The organism is [Zimmermannella] alba NBRC 15616 (genome assembly GCF_001570905.1).
Classification (GTDB): domain Bacteria; phylum Actinomycetota; class Actinomycetes; order Actinomycetales; family Microbacteriaceae; genus Pseudoclavibacter; species Pseudoclavibacter albus.
Window position 1 is genome coordinate 537,444 of record NZ_BCSO01000001.1, and the last position, 19,519, is coordinate 556,962.

The 19,519-nt window shown below is 64.4% G+C and carries 20 protein-coding genes; 9 read left to right on the forward strand and 11 right to left on the reverse strand.

Going from position 1 to position 19,519, the window contains the following annotated elements:
• Position 1 precedes the first annotated feature (1 nt).
• Entirely contained in the window at positions 2–1,117 is a 1,116-nt protein-coding gene (gene tal, locus ZAL01S_RS02565; RefSeq protein WP_066079154.1) for a transaldolase, read from the reverse strand.
• Positions 1,118–1,148: 31 nt separating this feature from the next.
• Positions 1,149–3,254 carry a transketolase gene (tkt, locus tag ZAL01S_RS02570; protein WP_066079399.1) on the reverse strand — a complete coding sequence of 702 codons (2,106 nt, stop codon included), beginning with the start codon at positions 3,252–3,254 and terminating at the stop codon, positions 1,149–1,151.
• 130 nt (positions 3,255–3,384) lie between these two features.
• On the opposite strand from tkt, the gene ZAL01S_RS02575 reads away from it, so the two are divergent.
• On the forward strand, positions 3,385–4,356 hold the full coding sequence (locus tag ZAL01S_RS02575) for a heme o synthase (protein WP_370664266.1): 972 nt from the start codon (positions 3,385–3,387) through the stop codon (positions 4,354–4,356).
• A gap of 59 nt (positions 4,357–4,415) precedes the next feature.
• On the opposite strand, the gene ZAL01S_RS02580 is transcribed toward ZAL01S_RS02575, so the two are convergent.
• Positions 4,416–5,408: a COX15/CtaA family protein gene (locus ZAL01S_RS02580; protein WP_083522983.1), complete on the reverse strand. Its 993-nt coding sequence runs from the start codon at positions 5,406–5,408 to the stop codon at positions 4,416–4,418.
• A gap of 195 nt (positions 5,409–5,603) precedes the next feature.
• On the opposite strand from ZAL01S_RS02580, the gene sufB reads away from it, so the two are divergent.
• The 5 genes from sufB to ZAL01S_RS02605 are packed head-to-tail and all read left to right on the forward strand — an operon-like array spanning position 5,604 to position 9,671.
• Complete coding sequence (gene sufB / locus ZAL01S_RS02585) at positions 5,604–7,022, forward strand: Fe-S cluster assembly protein SufB (protein WP_066079161.1); 1,419 nt, start codon at positions 5,604–5,606, stop codon at positions 7,020–7,022.
• A 3-nt stretch (positions 7,023–7,025) separates the two neighbouring features.
• Positions 7,026–8,234, forward strand: a complete 1,209-nt coding sequence (sufD, locus tag ZAL01S_RS02590; protein ID WP_066079164.1) for a Fe-S cluster assembly protein SufD — start codon at positions 7,026–7,028, stop codon at positions 8,232–8,234.
• Positions 8,234–8,566, forward strand: a complete 333-nt coding sequence (locus ZAL01S_RS02595) for a Rieske (2Fe-2S) protein (RefSeq protein ID WP_066079167.1) — start codon at positions 8,234–8,236, stop codon at positions 8,564–8,566. The genes sufD and ZAL01S_RS02595 overlap by 1 nt, the downstream gene beginning before the upstream one ends.
• A gap of 2 nt (positions 8,567–8,568) precedes the next feature.
• The gene (gene sufC, locus ZAL01S_RS02600; protein ID WP_066079169.1) at positions 8,569–9,321 is read left to right on the forward strand and encodes a Fe-S cluster assembly ATPase SufC; all 753 of its coding nucleotides are present in this window, start codon (positions 8,569–8,571) and stop codon (positions 9,319–9,321) included.
• A 17-nt stretch (positions 9,322–9,338) separates the two neighbouring features.
• Complete coding sequence (locus ZAL01S_RS02605; protein ID WP_066079171.1) at positions 9,339–9,671, forward strand: metal-sulfur cluster assembly factor; 333 nt, start codon at positions 9,339–9,341, stop codon at positions 9,669–9,671.
• 65 nt (positions 9,672–9,736) lie between these two features.
• Here the strand turns inward: ZAL01S_RS02605 and ZAL01S_RS02610 are convergent, their stop codons facing one another.
• From ZAL01S_RS02610 to ZAL01S_RS02620, 3 genes are all read right to left on the reverse strand, one after another.
• Entirely contained in the window at positions 9,737–11,191 is a 1,455-nt protein-coding gene (locus ZAL01S_RS02610) for a DHA2 family efflux MFS transporter permease subunit (RefSeq protein ID WP_066079174.1), read from the reverse strand.
• 126 nt (positions 11,192–11,317) lie between these two features.
• Complete coding sequence (locus ZAL01S_RS02615) at positions 11,318–11,935, reverse strand: biotin transporter BioY (RefSeq protein ID WP_066079177.1); 618 nt, start codon at positions 11,933–11,935, stop codon at positions 11,318–11,320.
• A gap of 51 nt (positions 11,936–11,986) precedes the next feature.
• A complete protein-coding gene (locus ZAL01S_RS02620) occupies positions 11,987–12,283 on the reverse strand; it encodes a cupin domain-containing protein (protein WP_066079180.1) in 297 nt (98 codons plus the stop codon).
• A 185-nt stretch (positions 12,284–12,468) separates the two neighbouring features.
• Here ZAL01S_RS02620 and ZAL01S_RS02625 point away from each other — a divergent pair, with 185 nt between their 5' ends.
• The gene (locus tag ZAL01S_RS02625) at positions 12,469–14,067 is read left to right on the forward strand and encodes an ABC-F family ATP-binding cassette domain-containing protein (protein WP_066079183.1); all 1,599 of its coding nucleotides are present in this window, start codon (positions 12,469–12,471) and stop codon (positions 14,065–14,067) included.
• Between the two features lie 128 nt (positions 14,068–14,195).
• On the opposite strand, the gene ZAL01S_RS02630 is transcribed toward ZAL01S_RS02625, so the two are convergent.
• The 3 genes from ZAL01S_RS02630 to ZAL01S_RS02640 are packed head-to-tail and all read right to left on the reverse strand — an operon-like array spanning position 14,196 to position 15,630.
• Positions 14,196–15,056 carry an SURF1 family cytochrome oxidase biogenesis protein gene (locus tag ZAL01S_RS02630; RefSeq protein ID WP_066079186.1) on the reverse strand — a complete coding sequence of 287 codons (861 nt, stop codon included), beginning with the start codon at positions 15,054–15,056 and terminating at the stop codon, positions 14,196–14,198.
• Positions 15,053–15,319: a hypothetical protein gene (locus ZAL01S_RS02635; protein WP_083522984.1), complete on the reverse strand. Its 267-nt coding sequence runs from the start codon at positions 15,317–15,319 to the stop codon at positions 15,053–15,055. The genes ZAL01S_RS02630 and ZAL01S_RS02635 overlap by 4 nt, the downstream gene beginning before the upstream one ends.
• Positions 15,316–15,630 (reverse strand): DUF3099 domain-containing protein, encoded by a 315-nt coding sequence (locus ZAL01S_RS02640; RefSeq protein ID WP_066079189.1) that lies wholly within the window; start codon positions 15,628–15,630, stop codon positions 15,316–15,318. The genes ZAL01S_RS02635 and ZAL01S_RS02640 overlap by 4 nt, the downstream gene beginning before the upstream one ends.
• 107 nt (positions 15,631–15,737) lie before the next feature.
• On the opposite strand from ZAL01S_RS02640, the gene fabG reads away from it, so the two are divergent.
• Together fabG and ZAL01S_RS02650 are read left to right on the forward strand one after the other, a co-directional pair.
• The gene (gene fabG / locus ZAL01S_RS02645) at positions 15,738–16,466 is read left to right on the forward strand and encodes a 3-oxoacyl-[acyl-carrier-protein] reductase (RefSeq protein ID WP_066079192.1); all 729 of its coding nucleotides are present in this window, start codon (positions 15,738–15,740) and stop codon (positions 16,464–16,466) included.
• Between the two features lie 46 nt (positions 16,467–16,512).
• Positions 16,513–17,460, forward strand: a complete 948-nt coding sequence (locus ZAL01S_RS02650; RefSeq protein ID WP_066079194.1) for an L-lactate dehydrogenase — start codon at positions 16,513–16,515, stop codon at positions 17,458–17,460.
• Positions 17,461–17,569: 109 nt separating this feature from the next.
• Here the strand turns inward: ZAL01S_RS02650 and serB are convergent, their stop codons facing one another.
• Positions 17,570–18,235 (reverse strand): phosphoserine phosphatase SerB, encoded by a 666-nt coding sequence (serB, locus tag ZAL01S_RS02655; protein ID WP_066079197.1) that lies wholly within the window; start codon positions 18,233–18,235, stop codon positions 17,570–17,572.
• Positions 18,232–19,473, reverse strand: coding sequence for a glucose-1-phosphate adenylyltransferase (glgC, locus tag ZAL01S_RS02660; RefSeq protein WP_066079200.1), 1,242 nt, complete (start codon positions 19,471–19,473; stop codon positions 18,232–18,234). Before glgC ends, serB begins: the two co-directional genes overlap by 4 nt.
• Positions 19,474–19,519 lie beyond the last annotated feature (46 nt).

Consider the following 19,519-nt stretch of genomic DNA (forward strand, 5'->3'; position numbering starts at 1 on the left):
GCTAGGCCTCCTTCGCGGCAGCGAGCTGCTCGGTGACGGTGCCCCGGAGTTCTTCCCAGGACACAAGGAACTTGTCGACGCCTTCGCGTTCGAGCTGGTCGGTGAGTTCGGTGTAGTCGATGCCAAGTTCGGCGAGCGCGTCGAGGACGGTGTTCGCCTCGTGGTACGTGCCGGCGACCGTGTTGCCGGTGATCTCGCCGTGCTCGAAGACCGCTTCGAGGGTGGCCTCGGGCATCGTGTTCACCGTGTTCGGGGCGACGAGCTCGGTGACGTAGAGCGTGTCGGGGAGGTTTGGGTCCTTGACGCCGGTCGATGCCCAGAGCGGACGCTGCACCTTGGCGCCAGCGGCAAGCAGCTGCTGGGCACGCTCGGAGGCGAAGGACTCTTCGAACACCTGGTATGCGAGGCGGGCGTTGGCAAGAGCGGCGCGCGAGCGGAGCTCGGCGGGTGCCTCGCTCATGGCATCCAGTCGCTTGTCGACTTCGACGTCCACGCGGGAGACGAAGAAGGAGGCCACCGAGACGATCGTCGAGAGATCGCGACCCGTCTGCTGTGCTTGCTCGAGGCCGAGGAGGTAGGCGTTGATAACGTCGCGGTAGCGACCGAGCGAGAAGATGAGCGTCACGTTGACATTGAGGCCACGCGCAAGCGCCTCGGTGATGGCCGGAAGACCTTCGCGCGTCGCCGGAATCTTCACCATGAGGTTCGGACGGTCGATCTTGTCCCAGAGCTTCTGAGCTTCGTCGACCGTTGCCTGCGTGTCGGCGCTCAGCGTCGGCGAAACCTCAATCGACACGCGACCGTCGACACCGCCGCTGCGCTCGTAGATCGGGAGCATGATGTCGCAGGCGCGCTGCACGTCTTCGCAGGTGAGTTCCGTGATGACGTCCTCGACGCTCGCACCGGCCTTCGCGAGCGGCGCAAGCTGCGCCTCATAGGCCGCACCGTTCGAGAGTGCCTTCGCAAAGATGGTCGGGTTCGTGGTGACACCAACGACATTGCGTTCAGCGATGAGTCGTCCGAGGGACCCACTCTCAAGACGTTCTCGCGAGAGGTCGTCAAGCCAAATGCTCACCTGTTCGCCGGAGAGCTGTTCAGTGCGGGAAGTGCTCGTCATGCAAGTGCTCCGATCTCGATGGGATGCCAGGCTAGCGTGCAGCCTGCTCGCTCGCCGCGAGGCTTTCGCGCGCGGCCTGGACGACGGCGTCGACCGTCATGCCGTAGTGCTCGTACAGGACTGGACCGTCGGCCGAAGCACCGAAGTCTTCGATCGACACCGAGCGGCCAGTCTCGCCAAGCAGCGGCGCCCAGGGGAGCGCGAGGCCTGCTTCGACCGAGACGCGAGCTCGCACGGTTGAGAGCAGAACAGCCTCTCGGTAGTCGGCGTCCTGAGCACGGAACCATTCGATGCTCGGCACCGAGACGACGCGCGTGGGCGTGCCTTCGGCTTCGAGTACCTTCTTCGCGCCAAGGGCAATCTCAACTTCGGATCCGCTCGCAAGCAGAATGACCTTGGGCGAGAAGCCCTCGGCATCGGCAATGACATAGGCACCTCGGGCCACACCCTCGATCGCGGTGAGCGCTGCGTCGCTGCGGTCAAGGACGGGGAGGTCCTGACGCGAGAGGACGAGACCGACCGGACCGTCAGTGTGGCGCAGCGCAGCAAGCCACGCACCGGCCGTTTCGGGGCCGTCCGCCGGACGGATCACGGCGAGGTTCGGAATGGCGCGAAGGGCTGTGAGCGACTCGATCGGCTGGTGCGTCGGGCCGTCACCACCGAGGGCGATGGAGTCGTGCGTCCACACAAAAATCGGATTCACGCGCATGAGCGCTGCCAGTCGGACCGCTGGGCGCATGTAGTCGCTGAAGATGAGGAAGGTGCCACCGAAGGGGCGCGTCGGGCCGTGGAGGGCGATGCCGTTGAGGATCGCGCCCATGGCGTGCTCGCGGATACCGAAGTGCAGCACGCGACCGTAGGGGTCGGCCGTCCACGTGCTCGTCGAGCGGTCCGCCGGGGCAAACGACTTCGCCGAGGAAATCGTCGTGTTGTTCGAGCCTGCGAGGTCAGCCGAACCACCCCAGAGCTCGGGGAGCTCCGGTGCGAGAGCGTTGATGACCTGACCGGATGCCTTACGCGTCGAGACCTTTTCGACGCCCTCGAACGTCGGGAGGACGGCCTCGACGTTCTCTGGCAGTTCACCTGCGAGGAGTCGGTCGAGGAGGGCGGCGCGCTCGCCCTCACGCTCGCGCCAGGCAGCGAAGGTGGCTTCCCATGCTTCGCGCACAGCGGCCGCGCGGGCGGGGAGCTTGCGCGTGTGCTCGAGGACGTCGTCCGCGACCGCAAACATCTCGTCGGGATTCACGCCGAGGGCTTCCTTGAGCGCGCGGAGTTCGTCGTTCCCGAGGGCCGAACCGTGGATCGCACCGGTGTTCTGCTTCGTGGGGGCGGGCCATCCGATGACAGTCTTCACGATGATGAGCGAGGGCTTCGAGGTCTCAGCCTTGGCTCGCTCGGTCGCCTCGTGGAGCGCCTGAACGTCTTCGCGGTAGGCGCCGCCGGAGGCCATCTCCTGCTTCCAGTCGACGACTTCGACGTGCCAGCCGTACGACTCGTAGCGCTTCTGGACGTCTTCGGTGAAGGCGATGTCAGTGTCGTCTTCGATCGAGATCTGGTTCGAGTCGTAGTAGACGATGAGGTTGCCGAGCTCCTGGACACCAGCGAGCGAGGAGGCTTCGCTCGTGACGCCCTCCTGGAGGTCACCGTCGCCAGCGATGACCCAGACGTGGTGGTCGAAGGGGCTCGCGCCAGCCGGGGTCTCCGGGTCGAAAAGGCCGCGCTCGTAGCGAGCTGCGTAGGCCATACCCACCGCCGAGGCGAGACCCTGACCGAGCGGACCGGTCGTGATCTCGACGTGGTCGGTGTGACCGTACTCCGGGTGGCCCGGGGTCTTCGAGCCGAGCTGACGAAGCTGCTTGAGGTCGTCGAGCTCGAGGCCGAATCCGCCGAGGTAGAGCTGGCAGTACTGCGTGAGTGAGGAGTGTCCGATGGAGAGGACGAAGCGGTCGCGGCCGATCCACTGCGAGTCGGCGGGGTCGAGGCGCATCGCGTACTGGAAGAGATAGGTCGCGAGCGGAGCAAGGCTCATGGCGGTGCCGGGGTGGCCGCCCTTTGCCTTCTCAACGGCATCTGCGGCGAGCGTGCGCACCGTGTCAACGGCGCGACGGTCCAGTTCGGTCCAGTCAAAGCGAGTCAAGGCGTGGCCTTTCAGTCGGATCCGCGATCGCGTGTGCGCTCTGCCGAGCGTGGTGCCCATTCGCACACGCGACAACACTAGCGCCCGCCCCCGACAATCTGGGCAGTGAACTAGACTCGGGATGATCTGCATGCCCAGCAAGACGCCACCTGAGGACGATATGACACTGCCTGCTGAAGCCCCCACCACCGAGATTCCGGAGGTGCCCGTTCAGCGAACCCGGATGAGCGTCGTGAAGGCGTACGTCGCCCTCACGAAGCCCCGCATCATCGAGCTGCTGCTCATCACGACGGCGCCGACGATGTTCCTGGCCGCGCACGGCTTCCCAAACATCTGGACGGTGCTCGGTGTGCTCGTGGGCGGTTCACTCTCGGCAGGTGCCGCGAACGCCTTCAACTGCTACCTCGACCGCGACATCGATCGCCTGATGAAGCGCACGAAGCAGCGTCCGCTCGTCACGGGTGAGATTTCCGACCGCAACGCACTCGTCTTCGCCTGGGCACTCTCGATCATTTCCACGGTCGTGCTCTGGGCGGTGGCAAACCTGCTCACTGCCGCGCTCTCTGTTGCCGCGATCTTCCTCTACGTCGTCTTCTACACGATGATCCTCAAGCGCCGGACCGAGCAGAACATTGTTTGGGGCGGTCTCGCGGGCTGCATGCCGGTGCTCATCGGCTGGGCTGGCGTGACGAACTCGCTCGCATGGGAGCCGGTCATCCTCTTCATGGTGATCTTCCTCTGGACGCCGGCCCACTACTGGCCGCTCTCGGTGAAGTACCGCGACGACTACGAGCGTGCCGAGGTGCCGATGCTCTCGGTCACCGAGGGTGAGATGTCGGTGTCGCTGCAGACGATCCTCTACGCCTGGGCAACGGTCGTGTGCTCGCTCATCCTCATCCCGGTTGGTGGCATGGGTTGGGTGTACACGGTCGTCTCGCTCGCTGCGGGTGCCTGGTTCATTTGGGAGAGCCACGTGCTCTACCACCGCACGGTTCGTGACGGTTCGGGTAAGCCGATGAAGGTCTTCCACCTCTCGATCACGTACCTCACGCTCGTGTTCGTTGCGGTCGGCGTCGACCCGCTCCTGCACCTGCCGCTCTAAGATCCATGGAATGGGGCCGCACCACGGTGGTGCGGCCCCATTCGTCTTGGTGAGATGGCCTAGGCGGATGCTGCGTGGTCAGTACGCAGGGCGGCGTGGTCGACGAGGTCCTCCTCGCCACCGAAGTGCGGTTCGTCGACCGTACGGAGCGACTCGAGCACCATGATCGTGAGGAGCGCGATGGCAATGCCCGAGATGAGCATGTGGAGGACGACCATGCCAGCGGGGAGGCCAAGGCGCGACTGCGCGATACCAATACCCATCTGGGCAAGCAGCGTCACGAGGAACCAGGTCGTCACACGCGAGAGCTTCGCCATACGCTGACGAACGGCGAGCCAGAGCAGGATGAGCGTCACGAGCAGCAGGATGTAGGCGGGGTAGGAGTGCACGTGGTGCATGATCTCCGTGTCGAGGCCGTTACGTGCAGCCTTGCTGTCGCCGGCGTGGGGGCCGGAGCCGGTCGTGAGGACGCCAACGAGCAGCGTGATCCAACCCATGACGACCGTGATCATCGTCGCAAGGCGGACAACACGGTTTCCGGGCTCGTGACCAGCCGGCTCGTTACGAAGGACGCGATACAGGAGCACCGCCGACAGGGCGACGATGACCGCAGAGAACACGAAGTGTACGCCGACGATGCGGGGGTCCAGCGACGCCCAGACGCTCAGCCCGCCAACCACGGCCTGCACGATGATGAGGACACCAATCCACACGGCGGGGCTCAGGAGGCGAAGCCCCGAGCCCTTCGTGCGGAGCACCGCGAGGAAGGTAAAGAGGGCGACCACGCAGAGCACACCCGTCAGCGTGCGGTTACCGAACTCGATGATGCCGTGGATGCCCATCTCGGGCGTGGCAACGAGCGACTCATCCGTGCATTTCGGCCAGGTCGGGCATCCGAGACCAGAACCGGTCACGCGCACGAGACCGCCCGTGCCGATGATGCCGATCTGCACGACGAGCGTTGCCCACGCGCAGAATCGCGTCCACGCGGTGACGTGGTTCGGCATGAGCTTGCTTGAAGGCAAGCTGAGGGAGTCCTGGACGGTGTTCATGTGCGCCTTTCCCCGGCAGTTCCATGGATAGACTGGCGGGGCTGTCCGCAGCAAGCGGGCCGATGGGAACGAGTTTCGGCACGCGGGAACAGTTCGTTCCCCGCAAACGTTCAGTTTACTGAGCGGCCCAATCTGGCGCGTGGCCCGACACTCGCGCCCATCCCGGACCGAATCACAGAACGAAACGAGGTAGCGATGTCTGATGTCCTCATTGACCGCCCTGAGCTGGAAGGACTCGGTCGATACGAGTTCGGCTGGCACGACAGCGATACCGCAGGTGCTTCCGCCCGTCGCGGCATCGACGAAGAGGTCGTGACGGACATCTCGCGCATCAAGGGTGAGCCCGAGTGGATGCTCGAGCGCCGTCTCAAGGCGTACCAGCTCTTCAGCAAGAAGCCGATGCCGAGTTGGGGTGCTGACCTTTCCGAGATCGACTTCGACAACATCAAGTACTACGTCCGCTCGACCGAGCAGCAGGCCCAGACCTGGGAAGACCTGCCCGACGAGATCAAGGACACCTACGAGAAGCTCGGTATCCCCGAGGCTGAGCGTCAGCGCCTCGTGGCCGGTGTTGCCGCGCAGTACGAGTCGGAGGTCGTCTACCACCAGATCAACGAAGAGCTCGAGCGCCAGGGTGTCATCTTCATGGACACCGACACTGCGCTCCGCGAGCACCCAGAGTTCTTCGAGGAGTACTTCGGTTCGGTCATCCCCTCCGGCGACAACAAGTTTGCGGCCCTCAACACGGCTGTGTGGTCGGGTGGCTCCTTCGTGTACGTCCCGAAGGGCGTGCACGTGGAGATTCCGCTCCAGGCGTACTTCCGTATCAACACGGAGAACATGGGCCAGTTCGAGCGCACGCTCATCATTGCTGACGAGGGCTCGTACGTGCACTACATCGAGGGCTGCACGGCTCCGATCTACAAGTCGGACTCGCTGCACTCGGCAGTCGTCGAGATCATCGTGAAGAAGAACGCTCGCGTTCGCTACACGACGATCCAGAACTGGTCGAACAACGTCTACAACCTCGTCACCAAGCGCGCGATCGCTGAAGAGGGCGCGACGATGGAGTGGGTTGACGGCAACATCGGCTCGAAGGTGACGATGAAGTACCCGTCGATCTACCTCGCTGGTGAGCGCGCCAAGGGCGAGACGATGTCGGTTGCCTTCGCAGGCCCAGGTCAGCACCAGGACGCTGGCGCGAAGATGATCCACATGGCGCCGTACACGCAGTCGGCCATCACCTCGAAGTCGATCGCCCGCGGCGGCGGCCGCGCCGGCTACCGCGGTGAGGTGCGCATCGACGCGAAGGCCCACTCGTCCTCGAACTCAGTCGTGTGTGACGCGCTGCTCGTCGACACGGTCTCGCGTTCGGACACCTATCCCGCCATCGACATCCGTGTCGACGACGTCCAGCTCGGCCACGAGGCCACGGTGACGCGCGTGTCGGAAGAGCAGCTGTTCTACCTCATGAGCCGCGGCCTTCCGGAGACGGAAGCGATGGCCATGATCGTGCGCGGCTTCATCGAGCCCATTGCTCGCGAGCTGCCGATGGAGTACGCCCTTGAGCTCAACAAGCTCATCGAGATGAGCATGGAAGGATCGGTCGGCTAAGCAATGACGACGACGAACCCCCTCAACATTCAGGAGCACAGCCACGGCGGACCGCTCGTCCCCGTGCAGACCCGTTCTGAGCGTCCTGCCTCGTTCAACCACGCCGACTTCCCGGCGGTCACCGGCCGCGAGGCCGAGTGGCGCTACACACCCGTGCGCGAACTCGCCGAACTCATCGACGGCCCGCTCGACGGCGGTCACACCGAGCTGAACGACCCGGCGGTTGACGGCGTCTCGATCTCGTGGATCGGCCGCGACGACGAGCGCCTCGGCTCGGTGGCAACGCCCGAAGATAAGGCAGCAGCGAACGCCTTCACGAACTTCGGCGAAGCCCTCCTCATCGAAGTGTCCGGCGAAGAAGCCAAGACCGCGGTCATCGACCGTCTCGGCTTCGGCGACACCCCGCGCGCAGCCCACGTCTTCATTGACGTGAAGCCGCACGCGCAGGCACTCCTCATCCTCCGCCACACGGGTCCCGCGAAGCTCACCGAGAACGTCGAGATGCGCATCGGTGACGGCGCCAAGGTGACGATCGTCTCGCTCCAAGAGTGGGACGACGAGGCGCTCCACGTCTCGAGCCACACGGCCACGATTGGCCGCGACGCGTTCTGCAAGCACATCGTCGTCTCGCTCGGCGGCAAGATCGTTCGCCTCAACCCGACCGTCCACCTCAACGCGCAAGGCGCCGACGGCGAGATGTACGGCCTCTACTTCTCGGATGCTGGCCAGCACCTCGAGCAGCAGGTCTACGTCGACCACGCCGCACCGCACACCCGCTCGCGCGTGAACTACAAGGGCGCGCTCCAGGGTGAAGGCGCACGCTCGGTCTGGATCGGTGACGTCCTCATCCGCCAGGCTGCCGAGGGCACCGACAGCTACGAAGAGAACCGCAACCTCGTCCTCTCGGACGGCACCCGCGCTGACTCGGTGCCGAACCTCGAGATCGAGACTGGCGACATCGAGGGTGCAGGCCACGCCTCGGCAACGGGTCGCTTCGATGACGAGCAGCTGTTCTACCTCATGGCTCGCGGTATCTCGGAGCCCGTCGCCCGCCGCCTGGTCGTCCACGGCTTCCTCAACGAAATCGTTCAGCAGATCGACGAAGAGTCAATCCGCGAAGAACTCGAGCAGCAGCTCGAGGAAGAACTCCACCGCTCGACGAATGCGCTGCTCGGTGCCCGCGTCGAACAGACCGAAGGGACGGCTGCCTGATGGCATTCCAGCGTGTATGTGCCGCCGACGACGTGCAGGTGAACACCCCGCAGCGATTCGAGCTCGAGGGTGAACAGATCGTTGTCGTGCGCGACTCTGAGGGAGCGTTCTACGCCATTGGCGACAAGTGCTCCCACGGCGACATTTCCCTCTCGGAAGGTTTCGTTGAGGGCTGCGAACTCGAGTGCTGGGCACACGGTTCGAAGTTCTCGCTCAAGACCGGATGGCCGCAGAACCTGCCCGCCTACGAGCCTGTGCCCGTGTATGAGGTCAAGCTCGAGGACGGCGACATTTACATTGACCCCACTCCGACCCTCAAGGAGCAGAACTAGACATGAGCACGCTGCAGATTTCCGACCTCCACGTCACCGTTGAGACCGACCAGGGTACGAAGGAGATCCTCAAGGGGGTCGACCTCACGATCAACCAGGGCGAGATCCACGCCATCATGGGCCCGAACGGCTCGGGCAAGTCGACGCTCGCGTACACGATCGCTGGCCACCCGAAGTACGAGGTGACCGGTGGCTCCATCACCCTCGACGGTGAAGACGTCCTCGAGATGGAGGTTGACGAGCGCGCCAAGGCGGGTCTCTTCCTCGCGATGCAGTACCCGGTCGAGATCCCGGGTGTGACCGTCTCGAACTTCCTCCGCACCGCAAAGACCGCGATTGACGGCGAGGCTCCGGCCCTTCGTCCGTGGCTTACCGAACTGCGTGAGTCGATGGAGAAGCTCCGTATGGACAGCTCCTTCACCGAGCGCAACGTCAACGAGGGCTTCTCGGGCGGCGAGAAGAAGCGCAACGAGATCCTTCAGCTTGAGCTTCTCAAGCCGAAGTTCGCCGTCCTCGACGAGACCGACTCGGGTCTTGACGTTGACGCACTCCGCATCGTCTCGGAGGGCGTGAACCGTGTGAAGGACAACACCGGCCTCGGTGTCCTCCTCATCACCCACTACACGCGCATCCTCCGCTACATCAAGCCGGACTTCGTACACGTGTTCGTCGCGGGCAAGGTCGCCGACCAGGGCGGCCCCGAGCTCGCCGAGCGACTCGAGAACGAGGGCTACGACCGCTACCTGCAGGCGTAGTCCCAGTAGGGAGAACTATGGCGCTCATTGAACTTGAGCCGAAGCGCTACGACGAGATCGAGGAAGCCCTCAAGACCGTCGTGGACCCCGAGCTTGACGTCAACATTGTTGACCTCGGCCTCATTTACGACCTCAATTGGGAGGATGAGCTCGATGCGCTCGTCATCTCGATGACGCTCACTTCCGCGGGCTGCCCGCTCACGGACGTGATTGAAGCGGACACTGCGAAGGCGCTGGATGGCGTCGTGGAGCGCTTCAAGATCAACTGGGTCTGGATGCCGCCGTGGGGGCCGGAGCGCATCACCGACGATGGTCGAGAAATGATGCGTGCCCTCGGCTTCAACATGTAGCAGCCGAGCACACGACGGGGCCCGCTGGACGAGCATCCAGCGGGCCCCGTCGTCTGAGTGAGCAGCTATGCCGCCGCGGTGGTCTTTGGCCGCTCCCAGAAGAGGACAGCAATTGCGGCGCAGAGGGCGACGACGGCGAGGACGTACATGGAGTCGCCCATGGCCCGAGCAAAGCCGTCCTGGAGGAAACTCGGCAGTACGCTCGAGGCGGCAGCCGGGCCCTGCCCCATGTGCTGCGCTGAACCCTCACCAAGGTGCTCGGCGAGACGCGCCGTCATGATCGCCGCAATGGCTGCGGAGCCGAGCACCGCGCCAAGCTGACGGGTCGTGTTGTAGACGCCGGAGCCGGCGCCTGCCATTCGCATCGGCAGGTTGCGGGTCGCCGTGATCGAGGTTGGACCCCAGGTGCAGGCGTTCGCGACACCAAACACCCCGCTCACGAGGAGGATCTGCCAGATCTCACGGCCCGGCGTCATGACGAGCCCGAAAAGTGCGCAGCCAAGACCGAAGGCAACCAGGCCCGTGAAAGCGACAGGGCGCGGGTCCCGTCGCTGCACGATCTTGCCCATGAACGGTGCAAGCACCGCACCCACGAGCGCCATCGGGAGCAGCATGAGCGCGGCGCCCGTGGGGGAGAGCCCGAGCACGGACTGGAAGTAGAGCATCTGCGGAATCGCGCTCGTCGCGGCAATCGCGCCGACAAGGAAGATGACGATGTTCGCGCCGCTGAAGTTTCGGTCGCGGAAGAGTTCGAGCGGGATGAGGGGTTCGTCCACGCGGCGCTGCCACCAGAAGAACACCGCCATCACGGCGACGCCACCAGCGATGAGCGGCAACGTCGTACCCCAGCCAATTTGTTCGCCCTCTTGAATGCCGAAGACGATCGCGAACATGGCGACGGCGCTGAGTACGACGCCGAACCAATCGAAGCGGTGCGAGTGGGTCTCGAGCTGCGGCACGAGCATCCAGGCCGCGATGAAGGCGATGACGCCGACCGGGACGTTGATGAAGAAGATCCACTGCCAGCCAAGGCCGTCGATGAGCAGGCCACCGACGATAGGCCCGACGATCATCGCGATGCCGGCGACGGCACCCCACACACCCATGGCTGGGCCGCGTTCCTCGGGCGGGAAGACGCGCGTGATGACGGTCATCGTCTGCGGGGCCATGAGCGATGCACCGAATCCCTGCACGACGCGGGCGACGATGAGCATCGTGATGGTGTCCGCGAAGCCGCACCAGAGGGAGGCGAGCGTGAAGACGACGAGGCCAATGAGGTAGACCCGGCGCGGCCCGACCCTGTCCCCGAGTCGTCCCGTAATGAGCAGCGGCACCGCGTAGGCGAGGAGGTACGCACTCGTCACCCAGACGGCTTCGCTGAGCCCTGCACCGAGTTCACGGATGAGCGCGGGCATCGCGACCATGACGATCGTCGAGTCGACGAGGATCATGAAGAACCCGATGATGAGGGCCGAGAATGCCCGCCACGGACGTGGCGTGGTGGAGACGGTTGAGGTCATATGCTCGCTGTTCTGTCGGGAGTCGATCGCTGCAGTGTACGCGGGGAAGCGGCCGCGACACGAGCATGAAGAACGCCTCGGGCCCGGAACAGTGTCCGAGCCCGAGGCGTTGAGATGTTGCGTGCGTTAGCGCTGCTCGTCGAGCTTCTTCACGGCCTTCCACGCGAGCGGCATGATGGCGGCTGCGAGAGCCCACTTCACGATGCCGCCGAGGATGAACGGCGTGAAGCCGTAGTTGAGTGCGGTCACGAAGTCGATCGGCTCACCGAGCTGAGCAAGGATGAATGCCATGTAGGGGACACCCGTGATGAACGGGATGAGCGAGGCGAAACCAAATGCTGCGATCGAGAGCATCGGGCGGCGGTCCCAGCGGCGCTCAGCGAGCCAGCCGACGAGGCCAGCTGCGATCACGAAGCCGATGATGTAGCCGAAGGACGGCTCGGCGATCGAACCCCATCCGCCGCTGAAACCGGCGAACACGGGAAGACCAAGAAGGCCCGCACCCATGTAGGTGAGGAGCGAGGCAGCGCCGCGACGCATACCGAGGGCGGCGCCAACGACCATCACGCCGAGGGTCTGGCCCGTGATGGGCACCGGCCACATCGGGATTTCGACCTGTGCGAGCAGCGCCACAATGGCGGCGCCAGCGAGCACGAGCGTGACGTTGGTGGCAAGGCCCTTCGAGCGGACAAGCCGGTCGGCGAGGACGAGGCGCGGAGCGCCAGCGACGGCGGTGGTCGTCATAGGTTTTCTCCTTCGAGACGCAAGAGCGTCTTCACTGTTGTTGCTCTGAGACTACTCTGCGGGGATCGGCTGGCCGAGGTGTTCGATCTCGGTGAAGATGATGCGTTCGCTCCCGCGATTCTCCACACGGTGGCTGGATCCCTTCGCCCGCTCATAGGGCGCATCCGGGCTCATCGTCGCGACGAGTTCGCTGTCGTCTTCCCGGATGACGTGCATCTCGGAACCCTCGCGGGGGATGACGACGTAGTCGTGCTCGTGGACGTGAAACTCGATTGCATCGCCCGGCTCGATCGTCCACGTGGTGATGCGGAACGAGGCCGACTCGAAATCGATGTGGGATGTAGCCACTGGTGGAACCTCCTGGCTGACCAGAATAGGCCAAGGCAAAGTATCGGCCCGGATGACGGTGACTGTCGCACATGGGATGTGTCGTATTGCTGCAAGAGCTGTGTCGTTGGGCAGGGAGCACCTGCCTGGATTTCCTGCCCTGCTAACCTCGTTCAGTTCATCCCCGCCCAGTTTTGGAGTGTGCCGTGCTCGCCGTTCGTGACCTCGAGATCCGCGTTGGAGCTCGCACGCTCATGTCCGGCGTGAACTTCCGTGTGGAGGCCGGCCAAAAGGTGGGGCTCGTCGGGCGCAATGGTGCCGGCAAGACGACGCTCACGAAGACGCTCGCGGGGGAGACGCTGCCGACGGCTGGCGAGATTAGTCGCAGTGGCGAGATCGGCTACCTTCCGCAGGATCCGCGTTCTGGTGATCCCGAGCAGCTCGCGCGTCACCGCATCCTCGACGCGCGCGGCCTTGGTGATCTGCGCATCCGCATGACCGAGGCGACCGAGCTCATGTCGTCCGACAACCCAGACGAGGCGGATGCTGCGATGCGCCGCTACGCCCGGCTCGAAGACCGTTTCCTCGCGCTCGGTGGCTACGCTGCCGAAGCTGAAGCTGCGAGCATCGCTTCGAACCTCTCCTTGCCGGATCGCATCCTCGACCAGCCACTGAAGACCCTCTCGGGTGGTCAGCGTCGCCGCATTGAGCTGGCCCGCATCCTCTTCTCCGGCGCGGACACGATGATTCTTGACGAGCCGACGAACCACCTCGACGCCGATTCGGTCGTCTGGCTTCGCGAGTTCCTGAAGTCGTACCAGGGCGGCGTCATCGTCATCTCGCACGACATTGAGCTCGTCGGCGAGACGGTGAACCGCGTGTTCTACCTCGACGCGAACCGCCAGGTGATCGACGTGTACAACATGGGCTGGAAGCACTACCTGCGCCAGCGCGAGGCCGATGAGGAGCGCCGCAAAAAGGAACGCGCCAACATCGAGAAGAAGGCCACAGCCCTCCAGCAGCAGGCCGCAAAGTTCGGCGCGAAGGCGACGAAGGCTGCGGCTGCGCATCAGATGCAGCGTCGAGCGGAGAAGATGCTTGGTTCGCTCGAGGAAGTGCGTGTGCAAGATCGCGTCGCGAGCCTGCGTTTCCCGACGCCAGCCCCGTGCGGCAAGACGCCGATCATGGCCGAAAACCTCTCCAAGTCCTATGGTTCGCTCGAGATCTTCACGGCGGTCGACCTCGCGATCGATCGTGGCTCGAAGGTCGTCATCCTCGGCCTCAACGGTGCCGGCAAGACGACGCTCTTGCGAATGCTCGCGGGCGTCGATGAGCCCGACACCGGCCAGATCATTGCTGGCCACGGCTTGAAGGTGGGCTACTACGCCCAGGAACACGAGACACTCGATGTGAAGCGCTCGGTGCTGCAGAACATGGTGTCCGTGTCGCAACATCTCACTGAGACTGAGGCGCGCAAGGTGCTCGGTTCCTTCCTGTTCTCGGGGGATGACGTGCACAAGCCCGCGGGCGTGCTCTCGGGTGGCGAGAAGACGCGTCTCGCGCTCGCCATGCTCGTGGTGTCGAGCGCGAATGTGCTGCTCTTGGATGAGCCGACGAACAACCTCGACCCGGCAAGCCGCGACCAGATCCTCGAAGCACTCGCACACTACGAGGGCGCGACGGTGCTCGTGAGCCATGATGAAGGATGCGTGGAGGCGCTCAACCCGGAGCGTGTGCTCATCATGCCGGAGGGCACCGAAGACCACTGGAGCCCCGACTACTTCGAGCTCATCTCCATGAACTAGCCGCAACTGAGCTGATCGAGTAGGACGAAGTCCGTATCGAGATCACACCCCTCGCGGAAATACCGACGTCCGCGTCAAATGCCCACGACAAACCTCGGTAGTTGACGCAAGGGTCGGTATTTCGGGGTTTAGCGGGACTCGAGTTCGTCGAGGATGGCGTCTTCGATTTCGCCGTCGGTCTTGGCTCGCCTCGCCTTGCGGGCGGCCTCGCGCGCCTTCGCGGCCTGCACCTTCGGGTCATCCGGATTTCGGTAGCGGTACTCGTTGCGGATGCCGAGTACGAGCCCTGCCGCCGCAATCACCGCGAAGATGATCCACTGGACGGCGTAGGAGAGGTGGTTTCCTTCGGTCAGCTGCGGCCGCGGCACGAGGTCGCCGTGCTCTGCGGCAGGGTCCTCCGTCGCGAGGAGCCCGTAGGCCCCCTGGTAGACGCGGTCTTCACCGAGCTGCTGCGCGAAGGTCGGCAAGTGGATGGTGGCAATCTGACCGGCCGGAGCACTTCGGCCAGGAATCTCCGGCTCGCCGGGCTTCAGGCGTGCCGTCACCGTCACCTCACCCGCAGGCGGCGCAGGCACGTGATCAGGAGCATCCTGCTCGTTGCCCGTCGGCACCCAGCCACGATTCACGATGAAGATGCGCCCGCTGTCCGTCTCGAACGGCGTGAGGATCTCAAAGCCGGGGAAGCCATTGAAGGGACGCGCGCGTGCCAGCAGCTGCTGGTCGGCGAGGTAGCGGCCGTGAAGCTCCACCGGCATCCACTCGATTTCGGTGTCCCAGCTGCCAAGCTCCGGCAGCACCTCGTCGATTGGGACTGCGGCTCGGTCGAAGTTCGCTTCAATGCGGTGATTCTCGGCGACCTTCTCTTCACGGCGATCAAACTGCCAGCGGCTCAGAAACCCGCACGCGATCGCAAACACGATAAGGAGCGCGAGATAGCCGAGCCAGCGCTTCGAGAACGCAAATCGCCAGCCCGCTGCGTCACCGCTCACGCGATCGGCTCCTCATCGATCGCATCGCTCATGGCGTGGATACGAAGCGGGAAGTTGCGTGCGCTCAAGAACCCCTCGAGGTAGCTGCGGTGCTCCTCGCAGGCGAGCCAAATCTTGATTCGTTCCGGCGTGTGGATGCGGGGATTGCGCCATTCAATCCGCACCGTCGCCGGCTCCTCGCACGAGGCGCGCGAACACGTCGGCTCGGGAAACTCCCGCTCACCTTGCGCGAGACGCGCCAAGAGATCAAACTCGCCACTCATGCGGCCTCCTGAGCCTGTTCGTGCGGTGTCGGGGATCCAGCCAACACGATCGTGGAGGGGCGCTGTACCGTGGGCCTGCGACGGTTTCGGGCGACCGCATTCGCGACGACGACCGCGAAGTACGGCAAGAAGATGGCACCGGCTGCGAACACAAGCATCCACGGCCCACGCACCCAAATGAGGGCGAGGAAGCAGGCCGTGCGGATCGCCATCGTGATGGCGTAGTTCCGCATCCGTCGCACGCGTTCTTCGTGCGCGGTTTCGGGCATGGAGGTGATGTTTGCCGCCTCGGATCCACGTCGAAACTTCACGGCTCACCTCCTTTTGCGCCTCGTTCCAGGGTACTCGGGGGAGTTGACATGCCAAGGTGCCGTGCCGACTGGGCGGCCAAGACGCTCATCTCTCCTAAGATGTCGGCATGTCGAACGCATCCGAGAACTCCACCCGCACCGTTCTGGTCACCGGCGGCAACCGCGGCATCGGCCGCGCGATCGCCGAACGATTCCTCGAGGCTGGCTATCACGTCGCCGTGACGAGCCGCTCGGGCGAGGGCGGCCCGGAGGGTGCGCTCACGGTGAAGGCGGACGTCACGGACACGGCCTCGCTCGACACTGCCTTCAGCCAGGTCGAGGCGGAGTTCGGCCCCGTCGAGATTCTCGTTGCGAACGCCGGCATCACGCGCGACATGCTGCTGCTGCGCATGACGGAAGAGGACTTCTCGGAGGTCATCAACACGAACCTCACCGGCGTCTTCCGCTCGGTGAAGCGCGCTACGAAGGGGATGCTCCGCGCAAAGTTCGGCCGCATCATCCTCATTTCGAGCGTGGTCGGGCTCTACGGCTCGCCTGGCCAGGTGAACTACGCGACCGCAAAGGCTGGTCTCGTCGGTATGGCGCGTTCGATCACGCGCGAGCTTGGATCGCGCGGCATCACTGCGAACGTCATCGCACCGGGATTCATTGAAACGGATATGACGGCCGAGCTTCCGGAGGCGACGCAGCAGCAGTATCTTGCAAGCATCCCGGCGGGACGCTTCGGGCAGGTCGCCGACATTGCGAACACGGCTGCGTGGCTCGCAAGCGATGAGGCCTCGTACATTTCCGGCTCTGTCATCCCCGTGGATGGCGGACTTGGGATGGGCCACTAGTCACCTGCCCATCGCCACCACTGCCCATCCTCGTGAGAGTGGAGCTATGAGTCGAAGCAAGATCGGCATTGTTGGTGCGGGCGCTGTTGGTACCTCGACGGCCTTCGCGTGTCTGTCGAGCGGCGTTGCCCGCGAAGTCGCACTCTACGACCTGAATGCTGACAAGGTTCGTGCCGAGTTTCTCGACGTTGCCCACGGGTCCATGTTCTTTGAGCCGTCGAGTGTGCGCGGTTCGGATGACCTTGAGGTGCTGCGCGACAGCGACATTGTCGTGGTGACTGCGGGAGCGAAGCCGAAGCTTGGACAGTCGCGCCTCGATGTGGCGGCGATCAACGTGCAGATCCTGCACCAGATCATCCCGCAGGTGCTCAAGGTGGCGCCGGATGCGATCTTCCTGCTCGTCACGAACCCGTGTGACGTGCTCACGGTCGTTGCGCAGGAGGTGAGCGGCCTGCCTCGCGAGCGGGTGATCTCGGCAGGCACGCTCCTCGACACGGCCCGCCTTCGCTGGCTGCTCGCGCACCGTGCGGGCGGTGTTGCGGAGTCGTCCGTGCACGCACACGTGATTGGTGAGCACGGCGACACGTCGTTCCCGCTCTGGTCGCAGGCGTCAATCGGGCCGGTTCCGGTGAGCGAGTTCACGCTGCCGGATGGCACGCGACCCTTTGCCCCCGAGTCGCAAGCTGCGATTGCCCAGGAAGTGCGCGAGGCTGGCTGGTCGATCGTCGAGACGAAGGGCACGACGAACACGGCGATCGGTTTGGCGAGTGCTCGGATCGCGCGGGCGATCCTCAGGGACGAGCGCGTCGTCCTTCCGCTCTCGATCGTGCTCGAGGGGGAGTGGGGGCTGCGGGACGTCGCGCTCTCGGTGCCGACGATCGTCGGCCACCGCGGTATCGAGCAGGTGCTCGAGCTGTCAGTGACGGATGAGGAGCGTGCAGCGCTCGATCACTCGGCGGAGACGATTCGCGCCTCCGTCGCCGCGATCCACTAGCCACCTGAGCTGATCGAGTAGGCCGCAGGCCGTATCGAGACCACGCGTCCGAACTCACGCCAGCGGTCTCGATACACGCGCTTCGCGCGCACTCGACCACCTCGTGTTGCTACGCCCGGAGGCCGAGGAGGGGCAGCACCTGCGCCATGTCACGGTCGCGCATGACGAGCGACGCTTCCTGCCGAACGACCGGTTTCGCGTCGAAGGCGACTGAGAGGCCCGCCACCGACATCATGCCGAGGTCGTTCGCGCCGTCGCCGATGGCAACTGTCCGCTCGAGCGGGACGCCGAACTCTTCAGCCCACGCCTCAAGCGTCTCACGCTTCGCTTCGCGGCCGATGATCGGGCCATCCACGTCACCGATGAGTTGGCCGTCAGCAACAGCAAAGCGGTTTGCGCGCCAGCGGTCGAGACCGAGCTCTTCGCCAAGGCCATCGAGGATCTCGTGGAAGCCGCCCGAGACGGCACAGATCATGCCGCCAGCGGCGTGCACGGCCTCAACAAGCTCCGGGACGCCCTTCGTGACGGTGATCCGCTCGCGAACGCGGGCAAGGTCATCCACCTGGATTCCAGCGAGCAGCACCACGCGTTCACGGAGCGAGCCCTCGAAGTCGAGTTCGCCGCGCATGGCACGCTCGGTGATCTCGGCAACCTTGTCGCGGACGTCCGCGACGTCGGCAATGAGCTCAATGACCTCGTCCTCGATGAGCGTCGAGTCGACGTCCAGCACGACGAGGAACCGCGCCCGGCGGGCACGACGTCCTGCCCGGCTCACGGAAGCACCACGCCGTTCTTCTCGACAACGGTAATGCCGGAGTCGGTGACGGTGAAGCCGCGTGCACGGTCGTGATCGTGATCGACACCAACCTGGGCACCCTCGTGGATGACGACGTTCTTGTCGATGATCGCGCGACGAACGACGGCTCCCGGCTTCACCTCGACGCGATCGAACAGGATCGAGTCGACGACGGCCGAACCGGACTCTGCCTTCACCCACGGGCCAAGCACCGAACGCTCAATGTGGGCCCCGGAGAGCACGCAGCCGAGCGAAATGATCGAGTCGATCATTGTTCCGGTGGAGCCGCGGCTGTCGCGGACGAACTTCGCGGGCGGCGAGTTGAGCTGCTGCGAGAAGATCGGCCACTGCTCGTTGTAGAGGTTGAAGATAGGCAGCGTCGAGATGAGGTCCATGTGGGCGTCGAAGAAGCTGTCGAGCGTACCCACGTCGCGCCAGTAGTAGCGGTCACGAGGGGTGGAACCTGGGACATCGTTGTCGTTGAGGTCGTAAACCCCGCAGTCGCCGCGCTCGACGAATCCCGGGATGATGTCGCCACCCATGTCGTGCTTCGAGCCGTCGAGGTCGGAGTCGCGGATGACTGCTTCGACGAGCTTGTCGGCGTCGAACACGTAGTTTCCCATCGAGGCGAGGATCTCGTTGGGGGAGTCGGGGAGTCCTTCGCAGTGCGCGGGCTTCTCAAGGAACTGCGAGATCTTGTGGGGTTCGTTCTGATCGACCTCGATCACACCGAAGGACTTCGAGGTCGACAGCGGCTGACGGATCGCAGCGACCGTGGCGCCAAGACCCGAGGCAATGTGCGCGTCGACCATCTGGGAGAAGTCCATGCGGTACACGTGGTCGGCGCCAACGACGACCACGATGTCTGGGTTTTCGTCGTGGATGAGGTTGAGGGACTGACGGATAGCGTCGGCCGAGCCCGAGAACCACTGCTTGCCAAGGCGCTGCTGCGCCGGCACCGAGGCGACGTACTGGTTGAGCATCGCGGGAAGACGCCAGGTGTGCGACACGTGGCGGTCGAGCGAGTGCGACTTGTACTGGGTGAGCACCACGATCTTGTGGATGCCCGAGTTGAAGAGATTCGAGAGGGCAAAGTCAATGAGACGGTACTGCCCTGCGAACGGAACCGCGGGTTTTGCGCGGTCCGCGGTGAGGGGCATAAGCCGCTTTCCTTCGCCACCAGCAAGGACGATGCCGAACACCTTTTTCTGACCCATGTCTTGAGACTAGGACCTCTTCATGAACAGTTTCCGACTATCGGCT

Coding starts and splice junctions, on each gene's coding strand:
- tal (WP_066079154.1), bottom strand. CDS start 1,117: ATGACGAGCACTTCCCGCACTGAACAGCTCTCCGGCGAACAGGTGAGC.
- ZAL01S_RS02575 (WP_370664266.1), top strand. CDS start 3,385: ATGCCCAGCAAGACGCCACCTGAGGACGATATGACACTGCCTGCTGAA.
- ZAL01S_RS02580 (WP_083522983.1), bottom strand. CDS start 5,408: ATGAACACCGTCCAGGACTCCCTCAGCTTGCCTTCAAGCAAGCTCATG.
- sufB (WP_066079161.1), top strand. CDS start 5,604: ATGTCTGATGTCCTCATTGACCGCCCTGAGCTGGAAGGACTCGGTCGA.
- sufD (WP_066079164.1), top strand. CDS start 7,026: ATGACGACGACGAACCCCCTCAACATTCAGGAGCACAGCCACGGCGGA.
- ZAL01S_RS02595 (WP_066079167.1), top strand. CDS start 8,234: ATGGCATTCCAGCGTGTATGTGCCGCCGACGACGTGCAGGTGAACACC.
- sufC (WP_066079169.1), top strand. CDS start 8,569: ATGAGCACGCTGCAGATTTCCGACCTCCACGTCACCGTTGAGACCGAC.
- ZAL01S_RS02605 (WP_066079171.1), top strand. CDS start 9,339: ATGGCGCTCATTGAACTTGAGCCGAAGCGCTACGACGAGATCGAGGAA.
- ZAL01S_RS02610 (WP_066079174.1), bottom strand. CDS start 11,191: ATGACCTCAACCGTCTCCACCACGCCACGTCCGTGGCGGGCATTCTCG.
- ZAL01S_RS02615 (WP_066079177.1), bottom strand. CDS start 11,935: ATGACGACCACCGCCGTCGCTGGCGCTCCGCGCCTCGTCCTCGCCGAC.
- ZAL01S_RS02635 (WP_083522984.1), bottom strand. CDS start 15,319: ATGAGTGGCGAGTTTGATCTCTTGGCGCGTCTCGCGCAAGGTGAGCGG.
- fabG (WP_066079192.1), top strand. CDS start 15,738: ATGTCGAACGCATCCGAGAACTCCACCCGCACCGTTCTGGTCACCGGC.
- ZAL01S_RS02650 (WP_066079194.1), top strand. CDS start 16,513: ATGAGTCGAAGCAAGATCGGCATTGTTGGTGCGGGCGCTGTTGGTACC.
- glgC (WP_066079200.1), bottom strand. CDS start 19,473: ATGGGTCAGAAAAAGGTGTTCGGCATCGTCCTTGCTGGTGGCGAAGGA.